Source organism: Kitasatospora sp. NPDC057542 (assembly GCF_042801945.1).
GTDB lineage: Bacteria > Actinomycetota > Actinomycetes > Streptomycetales > Streptomycetaceae > Kitasatospora.
On the sequence record NZ_JBHVFE010000046.1, the window covers coordinates 1 to 20971 of the forward strand.

A 20971-nucleotide genomic window follows, 5' to 3' on the forward strand; every position below is an offset into this window, starting at 1 on the left:
CGCAGACCCTCCTGCGCCGTAGGCGACAGCCGCCGCATGTCCCCGACCTCGATCACACCGTGTCAACGAGCAGGCAACCAAGCCGTTTCGGCTCAATATGACGTCTCCGACTTCCAGTCGGGCATTCCGGGGGACGCGGAGTTCGTCTTCATCAAGGCCACCGAAGGCGGCCACACCGGCCAGTCGGGGTACGCCGACAAACTCGCGGACGCCCGGGGGCGCGGGCTGGTGGTCGGGCACTACCACTTCCTGCACGCGGAGAACCCGGTCGAGGGTGAGGTGGAGCACTTCTGCCAGGTCGTGGGGCAGGTGCCCGCGGGCGAGCTGCTGGTGCTGGACTTCGAGCCGTACGGACAGTCGGTCGGCGACGGCGACGCGACCGAGGCGAAGAACCGGTGGCTGGCGGCGGTCAAGCAGCGTTACCCGGACCGCCTGGTCGGGCTCTACACCAACCGGGACTACTGGTTCCGGACGGACGACAACGCCGGCGACTTCCTGTGGATAGCGGACTACGTTTCCGCGGGTTCGCCGCGCATCCAGGCGTCCTGGCGCTTCCACCAGTACAGCGACGACCCACTCGACGCGGACATGTTCAACGGCTCGCTGGACGAGTTGCGGGCGTGGGCCGGCGCCGGCCGGGCCCCGGACCCCGAGCCACCCGCGCCGACCCCGGGGCCGCAGTCGCCCGGCTGGCCGGGGCTGCAGCTGGTGGACCGGGACCAGTGGGGCGCGCGGCCCTGGCGCGAGCCTAACGGTTCGATCCCGTACGCCGGTCCGCGCGCCGGAGTGAAGGTGCACTACCTCGGCACGACGTACACCTTCGACACCCACGACACCTGCCCGGCCTACGTACGGCGCCTCCAGGCCTCACACATGGACGACGACGGCTGGTCGGACATCGGCTACAGCTTCGTGGTCTGCGAGCACGGCCACGTGTTCGAGGGCCGCGGGCTGAACCGGCGCAACAGCGCCAACGGCGACGTCCCGCTCAACGAGGCTCACTACGCGGTGTGCGGGCTGGTCGGCTCCTCCGGCTCGACCGTGCCCACCCCGGAACAGCTCAACGGGCTGCGGGACGCGATCGAGTACTGCGAGCAGCAGGGCCCGGCGGGCCCGGAGATCAAGGGGCACCAGGACGGCTACTCGACCGACTGCCCCGGCCCGGCGCTGTACGCCTGGGTGACGTCGGGTGCGCCGCGCCCCTCCGGCACGGTGGTCACCCCACCCCAACAGCCCGCGCCCCAGCCGGACCCGGTCCCAGACCCGACCCCGGCCCGGTACCGGAAGGACGTCGGCGGCCTGTCGTACGGCTACGGCGCGCACGGTCCGCAGGTCACCATCGTCGGCGAGGCGCTGGTGGCGGCGGGTTTCGGCTCACACTACGGGCAGGGCCCGGGACCGGACTGGACCGACGCCGACACCCTCAACTACGCCGACTACCAGCGCAGTCTGGGCTACTCCGGCGGGGACGCGGACGGCGTGCCCGGCGAGTCCTCGCTGCGCCGGCTGCTCGGCGGGCCGATCCCGCTGGCCGAGGTGTCGAAGTCGCGGGTGGTCGCGGCGGCCCGCCAGGACCCGGACGCGCCCCAGGGCGCCACCACGCACGCCGACGACGTGTACACGGTGGAGCGGGCCCTCGTCGCCGAGGAGCTGCTCGACCGGCAGTGGGCCGACGGCTCGTTCGGCACCCGGACCATCGACGCCTACTCCGCGCTGCAGCGCCGGTACGGGTACAGCGGGCAGCAGGCGGACGGCATACCCGGCATCAACTCGCTGACCCGGCTCGGCCAGGCGCACGGCTTCACCGTCGCCGGCTGACGTCGGCCGAGGAGGACAGATGTACCAACTCGCCCTGTCCCTGTGGCGCACGTGCGTTCCCTACATCGTCGCGTTCCTCGTGGTGCAGGCCGCGCGGCTCGGAATCCACCTGGACAACGCCTCCGTCACCTCCGCCCTGGTCACCGGCTTCGGCACGGTCTACTACGCCGCGTTCCGGTTCCTGGAGCACCGGTTCGGCGCGAGCTGGGGCTGGTTCCTGGGGGCCGCCCGGCCGCCGTCCTACCAGCCGCCGGTCCCCGCGCCCACGCCGGCCACACCTGCACCCACGCCTGCCGCACCTACGCCTGCGCCGTCCGCACCTGCACCCACGCCTACGCCCGCGCCGGCTCCGGCGCCTGAGCCCGCACCTGCACCCACGCCTACGCCCGCACCCGCGCCCGCACCCGCACCCGCAGCGACGCCGCCGGACCCCACGCCGGCCCGACCCGACTACCGGAACCTGCCCGAAGGCGGCTGACTGGCACCAGCACAGGGGTTGCGGAATGCCCAATTCCGCAACCCCCGAAAAGGCCCGGTATTACAATTAGCCTTTTCTGTTCATGTCTTGACGAATTGTCGCCTGAATCCGAGACTGAGCCTGCCACCAATGCATCCGGATCCCATTTTACCGGCCTCTTGATGCACGAAGTGAACGGAGGGGGAATTGCCGACGACACCGACCTACCCGGGCGTCTACATCGAAGAGCTTCCCAGCGGCGTCCGTACCATCACCGCGGTGAGCACCTCGGTGACCGCCTTCGTCGGGGCCACCCGGCGCGGCCCGCTCAACCAGCCGGTCACCATCACCAGTTTCGCGGACTTCGAACGCCGTTTCGGCGGACTCGCGAGTCAGAGCCCGGTCAGCTACGCCGTCCAGCAGTTCTTCCTCAACGGGGGCTCGGTCGGGATGGTGGTCCGGGTCGCGGCGGCCGGCACCGGCGCCGCCGCGGGCGTCACGCTCAACTCGACGCAGACCTCCACCGCCACCCCGGCCCTGGAGGTCACGGCCGTCGAGCCGGGGCTCTGGGGCGGGGGGCTGCGGGTCGCCGTGGACTACCGGACGCCGACCCCGGCCGAGACCTTCAACCTCCAGGTCTTCGACACCTCCGGCGCCGTCCGGGAGTCCTTCGCGGACCTGTCGGTCCGGGCCGCCAGCCCCCGGTTCGCCGAGACGGTGGTGAACAGCGGCTCGACTGTCGTCCGGGTCAAGGTGCTGGCGGAGAGCCGGCCGGACCCGGTGGGCACCGTCTCCAAGCCCTTCGCGGCCACCCTGCCGGACCTCACCCACGAGATCCAGGTGAAGATCGCCGACGTCTCGCGGACCGTCACGATCTACGACCCCGCCGCGGACGGCACCGCGCCGACCACCGTCCCCGAACTCGCCCTGCTACTGGAGCGCAAGCTGCGGGCCCTGCCCGACGCCCCGGGCAAGCGGGCCTTCGCGGGCACCCGGGTGAGCGTGTTCGGGCGGCAGCTCCAGGTCGTCGCCGGCTCCACCGACCCGGCCGACGTGGTGCGCTTCCTCGGTGAGGCCGCCAACAACCTCGGACTGGAGGGCTCGGTCAACCCGCCGGTCCTCGCCCTCGCCGGCGGCCAGGACGGCGGAGCCCCCGGCATGACGGACCTGATCGGTAGCGAGGCCGGCAAGACCGGCATCCAGGCCCTGCGCGACGTGCCGGACGTCAACCTGCTGGTGCTGCCGGAACTGGCCGGCTACGCCAGCGTGGACGACGCCGTCACGGTCGTCTCGGCCGCCCAGGCACTCTGCGTGGAGCAGCGGATGTTCCTGATCGTCGACTCGCCGCAGGCGTGGACGACGCTGGACGCCGCCCGGGCGGGCCTGTCCGCCTTCGACTCGGTGCGCAACGACCACGCCGCGCTGTACTTCCCGCACCTGGAGCTGGTCGACCCGCTCACCGGCCGGCTGCGCAGCTTCCCGCCGTCGGGCACCATCGCCGGCGTGATGGCGCGCACCGACGGCCAGCGGGGCGTGTGGAAGGCACCCGCGGGCACCGAGGCCGGACTGCCCGGGGTACGCGCGCTGACCGTCCCGCTGACGGACCGGGAGAACGGCCTGCTGAACCCGCTCGCGGTGAACTGCCTGCGGACGTTCCCGGTGGTGGGCCCGGTGGCGTGGGGCGCGCGGACCATGGCGGGCGCCGACGCGCTCAGCTCGCAGTGGAAGTACGTCCCGGTGCGGCGCCTGGCGCTGATGCTGGAGGAGAGCCTCTACCGCGGCACCAAATGGGTCGTGTTCGAGCCCAACGACGAGCGGCTGTGGGCGCAGATCCGGCTGAACGTGGGCGCGTTCCTGCACTCGCTGTTCCAGCAGGGCGCGTTCCAGGGCACGTCGGCGCGCTCGGCCTATTTCGTCAAGTGCGACAAGGACACCACTACGCAGGACGACATCAATCGCGGCGTGGTGAACGTCGTGGTCGGATTCGCGCCACTCAAGCCCGCGGAATTCGTGATCGTCAAGATCGAGCAGCTCGCCGGACAGTTCGAGGTTTAGGATCTCCATGGTCGAGTTCACCGTCAATCCACACCGGTTCGACCCGTACAAGAACTTCAAGTTCCTGGTCGTCTGGGACGGTCGGGTCGTCGCCGGAATCAGCAAGATCAGCCCGCTCAAGCGCACCACCGAGGTGGTGAAGCACCGCAGCGGGGGCGATCCGAGCGCACCGCGCAAGTCGCCGGGGCGCACCGACTTCGAGGCGGTCACCCTGGAGCGCGGGGTCACCCACGACCCGGAGTTCGACCGCTGGGCCAACAAGGTCTGGATGGTCGGCGCGGGCCGCGGGGCGGAGGTCTCGTTGCGGGACTTCCGCAAGGACCTGGTGATCCAGGTGCTCAACGAGGCCGGTCAGGTGGCGGTCGCCCACAAGCTGTACCGCGCCTGGCCGAGTGAGTACCAGGTGCTCGGCGAACTGGACGCCAACGCCAACGCGGTGGCGATCCAGAGCCTCAAGCTGGAGGTGGAGGGCTGGGAGCGGGACGAGGAGACGCCCGAGCCGGAAGAGCCCTCGTTCCAGCAGCCGGCCTGAGCGGCCGACCGATGGAACTCGCCGGGGAGGCCGCCCTGCTGGCCGCCTGGGAGGCCGGGCTGGCGGCCGGCCGCACCGGGCGGGCCCTGCTGCTGCACACCGTCGCCCGTCCGGGCGCCGGGACGGAGGAACTGCTGGCCGTACCGCTCGGCCGGCGGGACGCAGAACTGTTCTGCCTGCGCGCCGAGTTGTTCGGCGAACTGCTCAACGTGCGGGTCGGCTGCCCGAGTTGCGCGGAGGAGATGGAGTTCGCCTTCGACGCCGGGCAGGTGGTCGGTGCCGCGCGGCCGGCGGACGGCCCGCTGCGGGTGGAGCTGGACGGCTGGCAGGTCGGCTTCCGGCTGCCCACCCCCGGCGACCTGGCCGTCGCCGAACAGGCCCCCGCAGGCCAGGCCCGGGCCGTTGTACTGGAGCGGTGCGTGCTGACCGCCGAGCACGGCGGGGAGCCGGTCGCCGCCCGGCAGCTCCCCGAACCGGTCCAGCGGCGCGTGGCCGAGGCCGCCGCCGCGGCCGACCCCTGCGCGGACGTCCGGCTGAACCTCAGCTGCCCCGAGTGCGGCGAGCAGGCCCTCGCCGAGTTGGACATCGCCTCCTACCTCTGGGAGGAGCTGGACGACTGGGCCCGGTCGACCCTGCTCGACGTCCACCTCCTGGCCACCGCCTACGGCTGGAGCGAGGCGGAGATCCTGGCGCTCAGCCCGCTGCGGCGCCGCTACTACCTGGAGCTGTGTGCAGATGCCTGACCACTTCGACCGCCTGGTGGCGAAGGACGGCCTGAGCGGGGACCGGGCCGGGGTACGGGTGCGCCCGCGCCTGCCGGAGCCGTTCGAACGGCTCGACGCGCTCGCTCCGGCGCTGCCGGTCGTGGACGAGGAGTCGTTCGGGCCGGGCCGCTCGGGCGGGCGACCCGCTCCCGTGCCACTCGCCCGGCCGCCGGCGGCACCGCCCGCGGCGCCGGTCGAGAGGGCGCTGCGGGCGGTGGTCGGTGAGGACCGGCCGGCTGTCGCACCCGTCCTTCCGCTGCCGCGCACGCCGCTGCTGATCGCGCCGCCGGTCACCCCCGTTGCCGCACCGGCCGTCGAACCGGCGGTGCGGAGGGAGGCCGCCCGCCCGGCAGCCGTACCGACGCCCGTCACCGCACTGCACCGGGCGGCTGCCCCCGAGCTGCCGACCGTGGCACCGCCCGCACCGGTCCGGCCGGCCGCCGCCGCGCCGGCGTCCGTACGGCGCGCCGCCGTGGCAACTGCCCCGGGCCAGACGCACAGGACCGGGAGCCACCGCCAGCAGCGGCCGGTCGAGCGGGTGGTACGGGTCCAGATCGGGCGGGTCGAGGTCAAGGCCGCCCAGCGCACCCCGGCCGGACCGCACAAGCCGGCGGCCGCCCGCCCGGGCCCGGCCCTCGACCTGGACAAGTACCTCAACCGGGAGACCTCATGAGCGAGCGGGTGGGGCACATGACCGAGGGGGTGAACCCGTGAGCGAGCGGAGCGAGCGAGCCATCAGAAGGTGCGTACGGGCGAATGCCCCTGCCGAGCGCAGCAAGGCGGACGCATGAGTAACCACCTCGCGATCGCCACCGTGAGCGAGGCGCTGCGGCTGCTCATCACCCGAGCGCTCTCGCCCGACATCCCGTTCGCGGTCGAGGTCAGCGCCCGCAAGCCGCCGACCGAGCCGCCCACCGACCCGACCATCACCGTCTTCCTCTACCAGGTCACGCCCAACGCCTCGCTGCGCAACCGCGACGCGCCCACCCGCGCGACCGACGGCACCGTGCTGACCCGGCCGGCCGCCGCCCTGGACCTGCACTACCTGATCAGCTGCTACGGCGAGGAGACCCAGCTGGTCGGCCAGCGGCTGCTCGGCTGCGTGGTCCGGGCGCTGACCGAACAGCCGCTGCTGTCCCGGCAGTTGATCGAGGAGGCGGCCACCCAGCCGTACCTGGTGGGGACGGACCTGGCCGCCTCGCCGCAGCGGGTGCGCTTCACGCCCACGCCGATGGACGTGGACGAGATGTCCAAGCTGTGGATGACGCTGTTCCAGACGCCGTACGCGCTGTCCGTGGCCTACCAGGCCACCGCCGTCTTCGTGGAGGGCAAGGCCGATCCGGTGGCCGGCAAGCCGGTGCTGCGCCGTTCCGTGCGGGCCGTGCCGTCCCGCGGACCGGTCGTCGAGCGGGTGCTCTCCCGGCCCGCCGGATCCCAGGGCGCCCCCGCGGAAGGGCCGGTGACCAAGGACCGGGAGCTGGTGGTGGACGGCTCCGGCCTGCGCGCGGACCTGGTGGTGGCCCGGCTGGGCGAGCGCCGGGTGACGGTCGACCCGGGCGGTGTCCGGGACGACCGCCTGGTGATCGCCGTACCGGAGGACCTGCCGCCCGGTGTGTTCCGGGTGCAGGTGCTGCACGGGCTGGCACTGGACGGCCGACCGGCCGCCGAGCACCTCGCCGTGGAGTCCAACGTGCAGACCTTCGCCCGGCAGCCGCGGATCGTCGCGCCGATCGGCACCGCGGACCGCAGCGACGGACCGGCCGGGGTCTCGGCCCGGCTGGATGTCCAGCTGGACCTGCCGCTCCGGGACGACCAGCAAGTCCTGCTGCTACTGGACGAGTTGCACCCGCCCGCCGGGCGGCCCGGGGCGAGCCGCCAGTTCCGCGCACCCGCGCCGCCGCTGCCGCGCACCGACCCGTTCGAGGTCCGGGTGCCGGTCGTCGGCGTCCGCCCGACGGCGTACCTGGCCCGGATCCAGGTGGACGGCGTGCCGAGCGAGTTGACGGTGTCCGGCGACGGGGCCTTCACCGGCCCGGTCGTGGACCTGACGCGCTGACCGCAGGACGGGGGGTTGGGAGATGAGCACGCGCCGGAGGCAGGGCCGCGACGGCTCGGCGGACGACTCGCACCGGGAGTCGCTGTCCGCCGCGGTCGCCGCCGTGCTCGAACGGGTCGACGCGCACGCGGCCGGCCGTTCTGCCGAGCCCGCCGTCCCGTCGGCACCCGGCACCCGCCGGGGCGGGCGCCGGCAGCCCGCCACCGCCCTGGACGCCGTCACCGCTTCCTTCGGGCTCACCCCGTTCGAGCGCGACGTCCTCGTGCTGACCTCCGCCCCCGCGATCGACCCCACGGCCGCCGCCCGGTGCGCCGCGGCGGGCGGCGACCCGGGGCGCGCGTACCCGACCTTCTCCCTCGCCCTCGCCGCCCTGGACCAGCCGCACTGGAGCGCGCTCACCCCGGTGGGCCCGCTGCGCCGCTTCCGGCTGGTCGAACTCGACGACGAGACGGCGCTCACCGCCTCCCGGCTGCGGATCGACGAGCGGGTGCTGCACTTCCTGGTCGGCGTGCCGTACCTGGACGTGCGGCTGCACGGCCTGCTCACCCGGGTAGGACCGCCCGACGGGCTGCCCGGCCCGCACGAGCGGTGCGCCGCCGCGCTGGCGCGGGGGTGGACCTCGGCCGGGCTGTCCGGCCCGCCGCACACCGAGCTGACCGGCGCCGACCGCCGCACCCGCTGGGAGATCGCGGCGGAGGCGGCCCACCGCGCCGGACTCGGCCTCTACGCCGCGCACCGCGAGGACCTGCCCACCGAGCCCGCCGAGCGCGAGCAACTCGCCCGGCTGTGGCAGCGCGAGGCGATCCTGATCCCGGCCGCGCTGCTGGTGGAGAGCGGGGAGCCGGGCCGGGAGCGTCGGCAGGCCCCGAACGGCGCGGAGGCCTTCCTCGCCGGCCTCGCGGTGCCGCTGGTCGTGTCCGGCGACGAGCCCCCGCCCGCCGGGGCCTCGGACCGTACCAGGCTGACCGTGCCCCCGCTCGGCCCCGAGGAGCAGCTGGGGATCTGGGCCGAGGCGCTGGACGGTGCGCCGGGGGTCACCGAGGGCGGACTCCGCGCGCTGGCCGCGCAGTTCTCGCTGCCCGGCCATGTGATCCGCTCGGCCGCCGCGACCGCCCGGCGGGCTGCCGAATCCCGCGGCAACGGCGGGGACAGCGCGGACGGCGCGGAGGGTGCGGACGGCGGGGAGGGTGCGGACGTCAGCCGACTGGCCTGGCACGCCGGGCTGGCGGAAGCCCGGATGTCCCTGGACGAGCTGGGCCGGCGGGTCGAGCCGCGCGCCGCCTGGGACGACCTGGTCCTTGAGGAACGCCAGCTCGCGACGCTGCGCGAGATCGTCGCCCACGTCCGCCGGCGCGGCACGGTCTACCAGGAGTGGGGCTTCGAGTCGGTGCTGCGCCGCGGCCTCGGCGTGACCGCGCTGTTCGCCGGCGGGTCGGGCACCGGGAAGACGCTGGCGGCCGAAGTCGTCGCCGGGCAGCTCGGCGTGGACCTGTTCGTCATTGACCTCTCCCAGGTCGTCAGCAAGTACATCGGCGAGACCGAGAAGAACCTCCGGCGGGTCTTCGACGCGGCCGAACGCGGCGGCGCGCTGCTGCTGTTCGACGAGGCCGACGCGCTGTTCGGCAAGCGCAGCGAGATCAAGGACAGCCATGACCGCTACGCCAACCTGGAGGTCAGCTACCTGCTGATGCGGATGGAGGCCTACCGGGGCCTGGCCGTGCTCACCACCAACATGAAGAAGGCGCTGGACCCTGCGTTCATGCGGCGAATCAGGTTCGTGGCCGACTTCCCGTTCCCCGGAGTGCCGGAGCGCGCCGAGATCTGGCGGCGGGTCATCCCCGCGCAGACCCCCAGCCAGGGCGTCGATCCGGAGCGGCTCGCCCAGCTCACCGTGGCGGGCGGCTCCATCCGCAACATCGCGCTGTCCGCCGCCTTCCTGGCCGCCGACGAGGACTGCCCGATGCAGATGCGGCACCTGCTGGCCGCCGCGCGCACCGAGTACCTCAAGCTGGAGCGCTCGCTGTCGCCCTCGGAGGTCTCCGGATGGATCTGACCGAGGGGCCCGGGATCGGGCGGCGCAGCACCGAGCCGGGCAGCGCGGGGACGGGCGGTGCCGGGCGGATCGAGGTCGAGATCGGCGAGCTGGTCCTCGACGGCTTCGCGCGGATCGACCACGAGCGGCTGACGGCGGCGTTCCGGAGCGAGCTGACCCGCCTGGTCGAGACGCGCGGCGTGCCGCTCGCGGTCGACGGCGACCACGCGCTGGACCTGCTCTCCGGGCTGCCGCCGCTGCCGGCTGACGCCTCGGCGCAGCGGCTCGGCGAGGCGCTCGCCCGCGCCGTGCACACCGGGCTGTCCGGCGGTGGCCGGGCTCCGGAGCGGGGGCGGACATGAGCCGGCTGAACGCTCCTGCCCGGGATTCCGGGCAGGACGCCAAGCAGGGCGCGACCCGGCGCAAGACGCGGGCGCCGAAGGCCCGCACGCCCGAGCCGAAGGAGATCGTCTCCGGCGCGGGCCAGCCGCTGGACCCGGGCGTGCGCCGGGAGTTGGAGGCGCGGCTCGGGCACGACCTCAGCCGGGTCCGGGTGCACACCGACCGGGACTCCGCCGCGCTGACCGAGCTGATCGGCGCGGACGCCGTCGCCGTCGGTCCGGACCTCTTCTTCGGCGAGGGCAAGTACCGGCCGGCCGGTGAGGACGGCCGGCGGCTGCTCACCCACGAGCTGCTGCACACCGTCCAGGCCCCGAACCCGCTCGGCGCGCTGCGGGCCGGCCGTGACCTGGGCGCGGTCAGCCTGCCGCAGGACGCGATCGAACGGGAGGCGGAGCACGGCGCGCGCGAGGACCGGCCGGCGGCGGCGACGCCGGGCGCCACGCCGGGCTGGCTCCGCTACGCGACCGTCGACGCCGACCGGTTCCGCACCGAGCGGCTCGATCCGGCCACCCTGGTCGACCGACTGGCAGCCGGCATCCTGCGCTCGCTGCGCGGGGACCCGACCGACTCCTCCGGCCGGGTCCGCCTGCAACTCGCCCGCTTCGCACCGGAGTTGCAGGCCTCCGTGCTTTCCCGGCTGGCGGACCGGCTGCCTTCGTCGGACTACACCCGGGTGCTGGAGCTGGTCGAGGCCGCCGAGCACCGCCCGGCCGACGTGGACGGCGCGCAGACGCCCGAGCCGGTCACCGATGCCGCCGACCGGGCCACCGACGAGCGCGAGCAGCCGGAGGGGCAGGACCGAGACGAGCAGGACCGGAAACGTCAACTCGACGAGGAGGCACGGCAGTCGGACGACCCGAAGGGTCGGCGCAAGCGCCGCAAGGGGCACGGCGGCAAGGAAGGCAAGGACGACCAGGAGCGCCCGGAGCAGCAGGACGAGCAGCAGGAGGGGCAGGCCCAGCCCGCGGCGGGCGAGGCCGCGCAGACTCCACCGGGCGCGCAGCCGGCTCCGCAGCCGGAGGCCGGTCAGACCCAGCCCGCCGCCGACGCACAGCCTCCCGCCGTCGAGGAGGCGCCCGCGACGACCCCCGACGCGGGGCCGGAGCAGGCCGCCACGACGGAGGAGGGCGCCCAGCCGGCAGCCGTCTCCGTACCCGGCTCGCCCGAAGCCGGACCGGCGGACGCCGCCGCCCAGCCCTCGGCCGGCACGAAGCCACAGGAGCCCGCCGCCGCGCCGCTGCCGCAGCCGGCACCCGTCGAACCCGAGCGCCTGGAAGCGATCGCGCGGGCCGAGGACAGCCCGCTCGCCCGGCACGGAATGCTGGAGGGCGACCAGCAGCAGCGCGAAGCCCCGGACGAGGAGCGGCCGTTGGGTCTGGAGCCCGGCGCGGACGCGGAGGTCCACGACGACCCCGCCACGGACCGGGAGCGGCAGTCGCAGTCGGCCGTGCCCGGGCCGGAGCTCAATCCCGGGGACTTCCTGCCCTCGACCGACCCCGACATGTCCGGCGTGCCGACCACCGATCAGATCCAGGTGTCGGCGGACGGCGCGCCCCCCGCGAACGCCGAGGCGCCGGAGTTCCCCGCCCCGCCCGCCACCAAGGCCGACCAGGTGCAGGCCGAGCGGGAGAGCCGGCCCGAGGACGAGGCGGAGCCGACGGCTCCCGAGCAGGCCCAGCCCGACCCGGCCCAGCCTGCGGCCGCCCCCGAGCCGAGCCCCGGCGCCGAGGCCGAGGAGCGGAGCGCCCGCGACCTCCAGCCGGAGCAGCCGGTCGAGCAGGAGATCGGCCCCGACCCGGCCACGAACCCGACCGCGACCCCGGCACCAGCCGCCACCGAGCCCGCCCCGACGGAGCCGCAGCAGCCGGAAGCCCCCGCCGAGGAGGCACGCGAGGCCGAGCCCGCGGCCACACCCGAGCCGCAGGGCCCGGGCCCGGAGCTCACCGCCGCGGCCCCCGGCACGACAGGTCCGGTCGGCGGCGACGGCCCCGGCGGGCCCGCCGCCACTCCCGACACCCGTCCCGACACCGGCCGCGACGCCGACGCCGACGCCGCCCCCGGCCCGGCTGCCGAGCAGGCCGACGCGCCCGCCGGACTCACCGCCCAGCCTGCCCCGGACGCCTCACTGGAGTCCGGCGGCGGTGCCTGCGCGGGCCCGCAGCAGCCCACCACCGAGGCGGAGCCGGACGGCGGTGCCGGTGGCAACGGCGGAGGCGCGGGTGGCGGCTGCGCGGCCGGTGGCGCAGCCGGGGGCGCCCCGCCCAAGCAGGAGAAGCAGCAGGCCCCGCCCGACGTCTCCGCCCAGGACCCGCAGAGCGCGCTCGCCACCGCCGCGAGCCTGCCGCCCGATCAGCTGGCCACCACCCTGGACGGCGTGGACGGCTCGGTCGACCGTACGGTCGGCGAGCAGCACGCCCGGTTGCAGGCCGCCCCGCCGACCGTCCAGCGCCCGTCCGGCGCACCACAGACCCAGTCCGGCACGCCCGAGGCCGCGCCGCCCGCCGTGGCGGTGACGGAGCGGCTGGAGCGGGTCGGTCCGCAGGGCGCGGACGGCGAGCAGCAGAAGGCCCAGCAGAAGAAGGTCGAGGGCCGGAACCCCGGCGACCGGGTCGCCGTGCCGCACGTCGCCGACGACGCGGGCACCCAGGTCTCGCCGCAGGAAGTGCAGCAAGTGCAGGGCGCGGTCGACGGCGTCCCCACGACGGATCCGGCGTTGAACACCACGGTCGGCCGGGCGCCCGAGGTCGAACTGACCGGCGAGAGCGACCCGGCGCGCACCGACCAGCAGGCCGCGAAGCTCAAGGACAGTTCCACGAAGATCCTCGGCGTCGGCCGGGAGGACGCCGCCAAGCCGATGGGCGAGGACCGGATCTACCCGGACGTGCCGAAGGAGACCCTCACCGCCTCCGTACCGGGCGGCGGGGGCAAGGGCGGGGGCGCCAGGGCCGGCGGCGCGGTCGACACCAAGCCGGGCATCGGCATCGTGACCCAGCAGGAGCGCGGCCCGCAGATCCAGGCCGCGGTCGGCCAGGGCCAGAGCCAACTGGGCTCCGAACAGGCCAAGCAGAAGCAGGGCGAGGCCGATGCGCGCCGGCAGAACCAGGCCGAGGTCGACCAGGCGGTGGCGGACAACGCCCAGGCCCAGGCCGGCGAACGGGGCGAGGCCGCCGAGAAGGTCAAGGGCGAGCGCGAGCAGTGGCGCACCGAGCAGGACCAGAAGGCCACCACCGCGGACCAGGACGCCGACGCCGAGCACCAGGACAAGACCGGACAGATCGGCAAGAAGCGCACCGAGGCCGACAAGGACGTCCGGGACCGTCAGCAGCAGGACAACCAGAAGATCCAGGACAAGCGGAAGGAGGCCGAGGAGAAGGCGCAGAAGGAGAAGGACCGCAAGAAGGAGGAGTCCGAGGGCTGGTGGGGCTGGGTCAAGTCCAAGGTCAAGGCCGCCTTCGACGCGCTGGTCGAGGCGGTCACCAAGGTCTTCGACTACTTCCGCGGCCTGATCAACGACATCATCGACGGCTTCCGAAAGTTCGCGAACTGGGCGATCGACCAGGCGCGCAAGTTCGCCGTCGAGCTGATCGACAAGCTCGCCGACGCGCTGATCAAGATCTGCGACGTGCTGCTGGCGGCCTTCCCCGAACTGCGGGACAAGTTCCGCAAGAAGATCGAGGAGTGGCGCGACAAAGCCGTCGCCAAGGTCAACGAGTGGGCGGACAAGCTCAAGAACGCCGTCAACAAGCTGCTCGACCTGCTGGCCGCCGGGCTGAACGCGCTGCTGAACGCGCTGGAGGCCGGGCTCAAGGCCGCGATCGAGGCGGTCCGCAAGTCCGTCATGGACGCGATCGACTTCGTCGAGAAGGCGATCGCGGTCTTCGGAGAGTTCGCGGTCCTGATCGGCGACATCGCCTCCGACCCGGGCGGCTGGCTGAAGAAGCTCGGCAGCGCCGCGATCGACGGCATCCAGCACTACCTGTGGGGTGCGATCAAGAGCGCGGTCAAGCAGTGGTTCAACGAGAAGGTCGAGTCGGTGGTCGGCCTGACCTCCACCATCGTCAACGTCCTGGTCAAGGGCTGCATCTCGATGGCCCAGATCGGACGGATGGCCTGGCAGGCGATCGTCGCCTCGCTGCCCGGAATGATCGTCTCGATCGTCGTCGAGAAGCTGGTGTCGCTGATCGTGCCGGCCGCGGGCGCGATCATGGCGATCATCCAGGGCCTGGTGGCGGCGTGGAACACCATCAGCAAGATCGTCGCCGCGATCGGGAAGTTCGTCACCTTCCTCAAGGCAGTCAAATCCGGCTCGGCCGCCTGCCTGTTCGCCGACGCGGTCGCGGCGGGCGTGGTCGCGCTGCTCGACTTCATCTCCAACTTCCTGCTCAGCAAGCTCAAGGGGGCAGGCAAAGCCGTCGGCACCAAGCTCAAGGGGATCGCCCAGAAGATCCTCAAGGGTCTGGCCAGGGCCGGCAAGGGCGCCCGCAGGGCCGCCGGGAACGCCGTCAACAAGGCCCGCGCGGGCCTGCGCCGCGCCACCCGGTCGCTGCGCAAACCGCCCTCCCCCGGCCGCGCCCGGCCCGCCCGCCCCGCCCGTACCGGCCCCGCCCGGCACACCGTCCGACAGGCCGAGCGCCACCCCTCGGCCACCCCCGGACGCCCGCGCCGCGAGGTCACCCGCCCCAAGTCCACCGCACCCCGCCGCCCCACCTCCCCCGTCGGCCGCGCCCTCAACGCCTCCCGCCAGACCGTCAAGGCCGCCCTCAACCGCGTCCGCGTCGCCGCCCGTACCCTCGGCCGCAAGCTCCTCGACAGCAAACTCGGCCGCGCCCTCACCAACGGCGCCCACCGCATCCGCGACGCCTACCGCAAGCAACGCGACCGGCTGCGCGCCTGGCACCAGAAGCGCCAACAGCAGCGCGCCCAACGCCGCGCCCACGAGAACTCCCCGGACGCGAAGAAGCAGCGCCTCGAACTGATCGTGGCGAGGATCCGGCCGAAGGTCGATCGCCTGCTCGGTTTCGGCATCGGCCGCCTGACGCTCCGTGGCGTCCTCCGCGGAATGCGGGCGTGGTACCGGCTGACCGGCCTGAGCGCCCGCGAGGACGGGCCGCTGACCGCAATCACCGCCGAACTGAACCCGGAGAAGGACGTCCGGGACCACATTCCGGCGGCCGAGGACCTGGTGCGCAAGAACGAACCCGCACTGATGCGCATCCTGGAACAGCTCGGCGAGAAACTGATCAACGCACCGGAGGTCGTCGCCCAGGCCGGCGTGCTCAACGAGGAGCAGCGCGCCTACCAGGAGCGCCGCAGCGCGTCGGACACGCCCAGCCAGGAGACCCGGCCGGCCCGCGCCGGTCTGGTCGAGGCACGTGCCATCCACGGGGGGAACCGGCCTCCGGGGCACGAGCGCATCATCATGGCATCCGGCGGTGGCATGGAGATCGGTGTCAGCGAACAGCAGGGCGCCATCAGGAGCGGCGACCGAGCCGGTGAGACTCCGCCAGGGCTGGTCAAGGTGCTCAGCGGTCTGGGGTCGGGGCACTACGTCAAGGCCGGGCCGGCGTCGAAGGACGCGGCGGCCGACAAGTTGGCCGAGATCGAGGACATGCTCGCCCACAGCCTCGGCAAGGAAGGCGTCAGCGCGGCCGACCGATCGACCCAAGCCCGTCAGCGGATGCAGCGGGCCTTCTTCGACCTCGTACAGCGCCGACTCCCGCAGGACGAGTTCTTCCGCAGCAATCCGAAGGCCGCCGAGACCATGGCAGCGGCGGCCAGGCTCATGCCGACCGTCGAGGGCGCTCGCTATCCGGCAGCCGCCATGACGAACATCGCGGCCTGGCAACTCGCGAACTTCCCCGAGGCGACCTGGCAGGACGTCGTGTCGAACACCAACACCATGGCGCCACGCAACGCCGTGGCCGGCTCGCAGTACCTGCTGAACCCGCAGGGCATCGCCGCCGAGCACACGAACTCCCGGACCGGCGAGCTCACCAAGAGAGGCGCTCAGCTCGAAACGGCCGTGGCGGGGATGACGACACGGTCCAAGCTCCTGATAATCCGCGCTTTCGCCAAGGCCAAGGCCGATGTCCTGATGCTCAGCGACGAACAGCTGGTCCAGCAGTTCCCCCTGTGGGCGATGCACAACGCCGCGAGGTTCCTCGCGCCCGACGGCCGAATAGCGTCGGACGAGAAGCTGCACCCCGGATGGCGGAGATCGCCCGGCGGCCTGTGGATACCCTCGTGACGACTCAACCCCCCACTGCGATGAAGGAGTTCCGTTGACCCTGTTCGTGCGGCTCGTACCCAAGGACGTACTCGGTCGTGCCGAGGTCGACAGGCTCGCGGAAGAAGCCGGTTGGGATCTCCACTCGACGAGTGAGAGCAGCAACGGCTCCCCCTTCCAAAAGATCTGGCTGACGCCCGACCGCGGTGCGGCCGTCTACTGGATCGAGGACGATCTCCTTCAGGTCCGCTACTTCCTGATCGCGGGCCTGGACCGGGAACCGACCGTCGAATTCGTCCGCAGGCGAATCGACGTGCACGACAACGAGACCATGACGGAGCTGTTCGACAGCACCCGGGACGGCGTCGCCCTCATGAACGCCCTGCGGATGCTTTCCGTCCATTGTTACGGCCCGTTCGACCCGGACATGTTCGCCCTGTTCCGCTGGTCGATGAACGATCCCGAGCCGCTAGTCCGACGGATCGCCGTCTTCTGCGCCGGGCGGGTCGACTGGGAGGAACTCCATCCCCTGTTCGTGTTCCTCCGGGAACACGACCCGGAGGAGAAGGTCCGGGACCAGGCTCGCGCCGTCATCGCGGAGCGCGACCGCCGGGCCTCCCAGGAGAAGGACTCCGACAGGGAAGGAGGGGACGCGTGACCGGTTTCAGCGATGTCCCCAGGCCCGTACGGTCCGGGCTGGTCATCGTGGATCCGCAGCGGGGGACGCCGCAGCGGGTCATCGTGCTGCAGTTCAATCCGGACAGCCTGGAGCGGTCGTTGGCGCCGCAGGTGGCGGGGGCGGACGGGAGCGGGGACCGGACGGAGGCGTTGCGGCTGAAGGGGCCGGCCGTCGAGACGTGGAAGTTCACCGCGGAGCTGGACGCCACCGACCAGTTGGAGGTGCCGTCGCCGAACGGGATCCATCCGCAGCTGGCGACGCTGGAGTTGCTGGTGCAGCCGACCAGTGCGCAGCTGCTGGCCAATCAGGCGCTGGCCGCGCTGGGCACTCTCGAAATCACTCCGATCGAGGCCCCGCTGACCCTCTTCACCTGGGGTGGCAAGCGGATCCTGCCGGTGCGGCTGACCGAACTCACCATCACCGAGGAGGCGTTCGACATCGACCTGAATCCGATCAGGGCCGCCGTCGCGATCGGTCTGCGGGTCCTGACCGTCAGTGATCTGCCGACCGGGCACCGCGGGGCGGAGCTGTACCTGGCGCATCTGGCGCAGAAGGAGCGGCTGGTCGGCACTGCGGCCGGTGGCCGGCTGAGTGCGCTCGGCCTCGGAGGGGGGTTCTGATGACTGTCGACGACCCACTGAACGGGCTGCCCGCGCCCTCGCCATACCCGCTGACCAGCCGGTACCACGGCGTCCCGGTGGCCTTGCACACGACGCCGGACAGGCGGCAGGTGCCGTACCTGCAGCGGAGGTTGCTGCCGAGCGCGGACGGTCTGACCCCGCTGGCCGAGCACACCGTGAGCGCCGGCGACCGCCTCGACCTGCTCGCGAACCGCTACCTCGGCAGCGCCGACCAGTGGTGGCGGATCGCCGACGCCAACCCGGTGGTCGATCCGCGGGAGTTGATTGCGACGCCGGGTCGGCGGATCACCATCGCGCTGCCCGGCGCGGTGCCGGGGGTGGGCAATGCCTGACCTCTCGGCCGTCACGGGAGGCGGGCCGGTCGGGTCGATCCACCTCAGCCTGCTGATGGGTCCGCAGATCCCGGTGCCGGTGCCGCAGCCGGTGACGGACGCCCTGCTGTCGGCGCAGGTCACGGTGGCGTCCGGGCAGCGCAGTGGGTTCCAGCTCGCCTTCGACCTGTCGAAGCACGGTCTGATCAACACCGCGCTGCTGCCGGGCGGCTTCTTCGACCCGAAGACCAGGGTCGTGCTGATGGTGACCGTGACGGGCACCCCGACCGTGCTGATAGACGGTGTGATCATCCGTCAGGAGGTGGGCATCAGCAACCAGCCCGGCCAGTCCACGCTCACCGTCACCGGCGAGGACCTGACCGTGCTGATGGACCTGGAGGAGCAGGCCGGGGTGCCCTTCCCGGCGATGTCCCCGGCGGCCCGGGTCACCGCGATCATCGGCAAGTACGGGCAGTACGGCATCCTGCCGCTGGTCGTCCCCGAGCTGGTGCCGCAGACGCCGATGCCCACCCGGCGGATCGACTTCCAGAAGGGCACCGACCTCGGGTACGTCAGCGAGCTGGCGAAGGCCAACGGCTACGTGTTCTACCTCGACCCGGGCCCGGTCCCCGGGATGAGCCGCGCCTACTGGGGGCCGGAGAACCGGCTCGGCGTCCCGCAGCACGCGCTGAACGTGAACATGGACGCGCTGTCCAACGTCGACCAGCTGACGTTCGCCTTCGACGGCACGGCCCGCGAGGAGCCGGAGGCCCGCATCCAGCTCCCGGCGACCAAGGTGTCCTCCGTCCTGCCGGTACCGGAGGTCAGCATCCTGCGCCCGCCGCTGGCGCTCAAACCCGCGCCGGCGCTGAAGAAGAAGGTCATCGCCGACACCGCCAAGAAGGACACCAGCCAGGCCGTCGCCGAGACCATCGCCAAGGCGATGCAGTCGGCGGACGCCGTCTCCGGCTCCGGCCAGCTCGACGTCGTCCGGTACGGGCACGTGCTGCGGCCGCGCGAGCTGGTCGGCGTCCGCGGCGCCGGGCTCACCTACGACGGCCTGTACTTCGTCAAGAGCGTCACCCACAACCTCAAGCGCGGCTCGTACACCCAGAACTTCACGCTGACCCGCGAGGGCCTGATCGCCCTCCAGCCGACCGTCATCCCCTAACGCTGCAGCAGGAGTTGCCCGCATGGCCGAACCGACCCGCTACCTCGGCAAGTTCCGGGGGACGGTGGTGAACAACGCCGACCCGCTCGGGATCGGCCGCATCCAGGCCCAGGTGCCCGACGTGCTGGGCGAGGCCGTGTCGACCTGGGCGATGCCCTGCTTCCCGGTGGCCGGTCCGGGCATGGGGCACTACGCGGTCCCGCCGGTCGGGGCGGGCGTGTGGGTGGAGTTCGAGCAGGGCGACCAGAGCTACCCGATCTGGACGGGCTGCTGGTACGGCTCCGCCTCGGAGGTCCCGGTGGAGGCGACGACCGGCCCGCCGGGGGCGCCGAACACGGTGCTGGAGACCACCGGGCGGCGGGTGATCGTCCTGTCCGACGACCCGACCACGGGGATCACGCTCCGCACCCCGAGCGGGGCCTCGATCGTGATCAACGACTCGGGCATCCAGATCAGCAACGGCCAGGGCGCCTCGATCTCGCTCGTCGGCGCCACCGTTTCCATCAACCAGGACGCCCTGAGCGTGACCTGACGGGGGGGGAGAACGTCTTGACTTCCTCCCCCTCCTGAAAGGGAGGGGGTTCCCCTCAGTCTCGCGGCTGAGCCGCTGCGCGTGAGCGCGGCGGTGGGACGACTTCCTGCTTCATCGACGACTGCCCGCCCGGAGTGCTCCGTTGAGGTCTTACACCGTCTCCACAGGCTGCAACCGCCAGTCCGGCGGCCAGGATGTTGCGTGCCGCGTTCACGTCCCGGTCGTGGACTGCTCCGCAGTCGCACGTCCATTCGCGGACGTTCAGGGGCATCTTGGTGCGGATGGTTCCGCAGGCCGAGCACAGCCTGGAACTGGGGAACCACCGGTCGATGGTCACCAGGTCCCGGCCGTACCACTGGGCCTTGTACTCCAGCATGGTCCGCAGCTCGGTCCACGAAGCGTCGCCGATGGCGCGGGCGAGCTTACGATTCTTGAGCATGTTGCGGACCGTCAGGTCCTCGATCACGACCGTTTGATTTTCACGGACGAGTCGAGTAGTGAGCTTGTGCAGGAAGTCCCTGCGCCGGTCAGCGATCCTCGCGTGGACGCGGGCGACCTTCCTACGGGCCTTCTCACGGTTGTTCGATCCCTTGGCCTTGCGGGACAGCTCCCGCTGGGCCCTGGCCAGGCGCTCACGGTCGGCGCGTTCGTGCCTCGGGTTGGTGATCTTCTCCCCGGTGGAGAGCGTCACCAGCGACGTGACACCCACGTCAATACCGACGGCCGAACCGGCCTGGGCATCCGGCATCGCTGGCCGGTCATCGCACAGCAGAGAGACGAACCAGCGCCCGGCCGCGTCCTGGGACACGGTCACCGTGGACGGCGACTGCCCTTCGGGCAGCGGCCTCGACCACACGATCATCAGCGGCTCGGTCATCTTCGCCAGCGTGAGCCGGCCGTCGCGGTAGCGGAACGCGCTGGTGGTGTACTCGGCGGACTTACGGGACTTCTTCTTCGACTTGAACGTCGGGTACTTCGCCCGCTTGTTCCAGAAGTTGGAGAATGCCCCCTGCAGATGCCGAAGGGCCTGCTGCAACGGAACGGAGGAGACCTCGGAGAGGAACGCCAGCTCCTCGGTCCTCTTCCACTCGGTCAGCATCGCCGACGTGGCGTTGTAGTTCACCCGCTCCTGACGCGTCGTCCACGCCTCGGAGCGGGCGGCCAGCGCCTTGTTGTACACGAGCCGCACACACCCGAACGTGCGGGACAGCTCAGCCGCCTGCGCATCGGTCGGGTAGAAGCGGAACTTGAAAGCCCGCTTCATCTGAATGGCCGTCACGCTCGCAAACTAATGC

16 protein-coding genes are annotated in these 20971 nt (G+C 72.5%); 15 read left to right on the forward strand and 1 reads right to left on the reverse strand.

Going from position 1 to position 20971, the window contains the following annotated elements; all coding sequences use genetic code 11:
• From ACFU7Y_RS08875 to ACFU7Y_RS08945, 15 genes are all read left to right on the forward strand, one after another.
• On the forward strand, positions 1-1818 hold a 1818-nt coding region (locus tag ACFU7Y_RS08875), incomplete at its 5' end, for a peptidoglycan-binding protein (protein WP_380767019.1).
• 19 nt (positions 1819-1837) lie between these two features.
• A complete protein-coding gene (locus tag ACFU7Y_RS08880) occupies positions 1838-2296 on the forward strand; it encodes a hypothetical protein (protein ID WP_224282785.1) in 459 nt (152 codons plus the stop codon).
• 186 nt (positions 2297-2482) lie between these two features.
• Entirely contained in the window at positions 2483-4330 is a 1848-nt protein-coding gene (locus tag ACFU7Y_RS08885) for a phage tail sheath family protein (RefSeq protein WP_380767021.1), read from the forward strand.
• Between the two features lie 7 nt (positions 4331-4337).
• Entirely contained in the window at positions 4338-4862 is a 525-nt protein-coding gene (locus tag ACFU7Y_RS08890; RefSeq protein ID WP_049649365.1) for a phage tail protein, read from the forward strand.
• An 11-nt stretch (positions 4863-4873) separates the two neighbouring features.
• Entirely contained in the window at positions 4874-5605 is a 732-nt protein-coding gene (locus tag ACFU7Y_RS08895) for a hypothetical protein (RefSeq protein ID WP_380767022.1), read from the forward strand.
• Positions 5598-6299 carry a hypothetical protein gene (locus ACFU7Y_RS08900; protein WP_380767025.1) on the forward strand — a complete coding sequence of 234 codons (702 nt, stop codon included), beginning with the start codon at positions 5598-5600 and terminating at the stop codon, positions 6297-6299. Before ACFU7Y_RS08895 ends, ACFU7Y_RS08900 begins: the two co-directional genes overlap by 8 nt.
• 114 nt (positions 6300-6413) lie before the next feature.
• Positions 6414-7682 (forward strand): DUF4255 domain-containing protein, encoded by a 1269-nt coding sequence (locus tag ACFU7Y_RS08905; protein WP_380767027.1) that lies wholly within the window; start codon positions 6414-6416, stop codon positions 7680-7682.
• Positions 7683-7704: 22 nt separating this feature from the next.
• Entirely contained in the window at positions 7705-9735 is a 2031-nt protein-coding gene (locus tag ACFU7Y_RS08910) for an ATP-binding protein (RefSeq protein WP_380767029.1), read from the forward strand.
• The gene (locus ACFU7Y_RS08915; protein ID WP_224284937.1) at positions 9726-10076 is read left to right on the forward strand and encodes a hypothetical protein; all 351 of its coding nucleotides are present in this window, start codon (positions 9726-9728) and stop codon (positions 10074-10076) included. The genes ACFU7Y_RS08910 and ACFU7Y_RS08915 overlap by 10 nt, the downstream gene beginning before the upstream one ends.
• Entirely contained in the window at positions 10073-16363 is a 6291-nt protein-coding gene (locus tag ACFU7Y_RS08920; protein WP_380767031.1) for a DUF4157 domain-containing protein, read from the forward strand. Before ACFU7Y_RS08915 ends, ACFU7Y_RS08920 begins: the two co-directional genes overlap by 4 nt.
• A 34-nt stretch (positions 16364-16397) precedes the next feature.
• Complete coding sequence (locus tag ACFU7Y_RS08925; RefSeq protein ID WP_380767033.1) at positions 16398-17000, forward strand: hypothetical protein; 603 nt, start codon at positions 16398-16400, stop codon at positions 16998-17000.
• Positions 16997-17641, forward strand: a complete 645-nt coding sequence (locus tag ACFU7Y_RS08930; RefSeq protein ID WP_380767035.1) for a hypothetical protein — start codon at positions 16997-16999, stop codon at positions 17639-17641. Before ACFU7Y_RS08925 ends, ACFU7Y_RS08930 begins: the two co-directional genes overlap by 4 nt.
• Entirely contained in the window at positions 17641-17994 is a 354-nt protein-coding gene (locus ACFU7Y_RS08935) for a hypothetical protein (RefSeq protein ID WP_380767037.1), read from the forward strand. The genes ACFU7Y_RS08930 and ACFU7Y_RS08935 overlap by 1 nt, the downstream gene beginning before the upstream one ends.
• Complete coding sequence (locus ACFU7Y_RS08940; protein ID WP_380767038.1) at positions 17987-19144, forward strand: hypothetical protein; 1158 nt, start codon at positions 17987-17989, stop codon at positions 19142-19144. The genes ACFU7Y_RS08935 and ACFU7Y_RS08940 overlap by 8 nt, the downstream gene beginning before the upstream one ends.
• Positions 19145-19166: 22 nt before the next feature.
• A complete protein-coding gene (locus tag ACFU7Y_RS08945) occupies positions 19167-19676 on the forward strand; it encodes a phage baseplate assembly protein V (protein ID WP_360262629.1) in 510 nt (169 codons plus the stop codon).
• A 55-nt stretch (positions 19677-19731) separates the two neighbouring features.
• On the opposite strand, the gene ACFU7Y_RS08950 is transcribed toward ACFU7Y_RS08945, so the two are convergent.
• Positions 19732-20940, reverse strand: a complete 1209-nt coding sequence (locus tag ACFU7Y_RS08950) for an RNA-guided endonuclease TnpB family protein (protein WP_224282782.1) — start codon at positions 20938-20940, stop codon at positions 19732-19734.
• Positions 20941-20971 lie beyond the last annotated feature (31 nt).

Excerpts from the sequence above, each read along its gene's own strand:
- ACFU7Y_RS08880 (WP_224282785.1), top strand. The coding sequence starts at position 1,838 with ATGTACCAACTCGCCCTGTCCCTGTGGCGCACGTGCGTTCCCTACATC.
- ACFU7Y_RS08890 (WP_049649365.1), top strand. The coding sequence starts at position 4,338 with ATGGTCGAGTTCACCGTCAATCCACACCGGTTCGACCCGTACAAGAAC.
- ACFU7Y_RS08895 (WP_380767022.1), top strand. The coding sequence starts at position 4,874 with ATGGAACTCGCCGGGGAGGCCGCCCTGCTGGCCGCCTGGGAGGCCGGG.
- ACFU7Y_RS08900 (WP_380767025.1), top strand. The coding sequence starts at position 5,598 with ATGCCTGACCACTTCGACCGCCTGGTGGCGAAGGACGGCCTGAGCGGG.
- ACFU7Y_RS08905 (WP_380767027.1), top strand. The coding sequence starts at position 6,414 with ATGAGTAACCACCTCGCGATCGCCACCGTGAGCGAGGCGCTGCGGCTG.
- ACFU7Y_RS08910 (WP_380767029.1), top strand. The coding sequence starts at position 7,705 with ATGAGCACGCGCCGGAGGCAGGGCCGCGACGGCTCGGCGGACGACTCG.
- ACFU7Y_RS08915 (WP_224284937.1), top strand. The coding sequence starts at position 9,726 with ATGGATCTGACCGAGGGGCCCGGGATCGGGCGGCGCAGCACCGAGCCG.
- ACFU7Y_RS08920 (WP_380767031.1), top strand. The coding sequence starts at position 10,073 with ATGAGCCGGCTGAACGCTCCTGCCCGGGATTCCGGGCAGGACGCCAAG.
- ACFU7Y_RS08935 (WP_380767037.1), top strand. The coding sequence starts at position 17,641 with ATGACTGTCGACGACCCACTGAACGGGCTGCCCGCGCCCTCGCCATAC.
- ACFU7Y_RS08940 (WP_380767038.1), top strand. The coding sequence starts at position 17,987 with ATGCCTGACCTCTCGGCCGTCACGGGAGGCGGGCCGGTCGGGTCGATC.
- ACFU7Y_RS08945 (WP_360262629.1), top strand. The coding sequence starts at position 19,167 with ATGGCCGAACCGACCCGCTACCTCGGCAAGTTCCGGGGGACGGTGGTG.
- ACFU7Y_RS08950 (WP_224282782.1), bottom strand. The coding sequence starts at position 20,940 with ATGAAGCGGGCTTTCAAGTTCCGCTTCTACCCGACCGATGCGCAGGCG.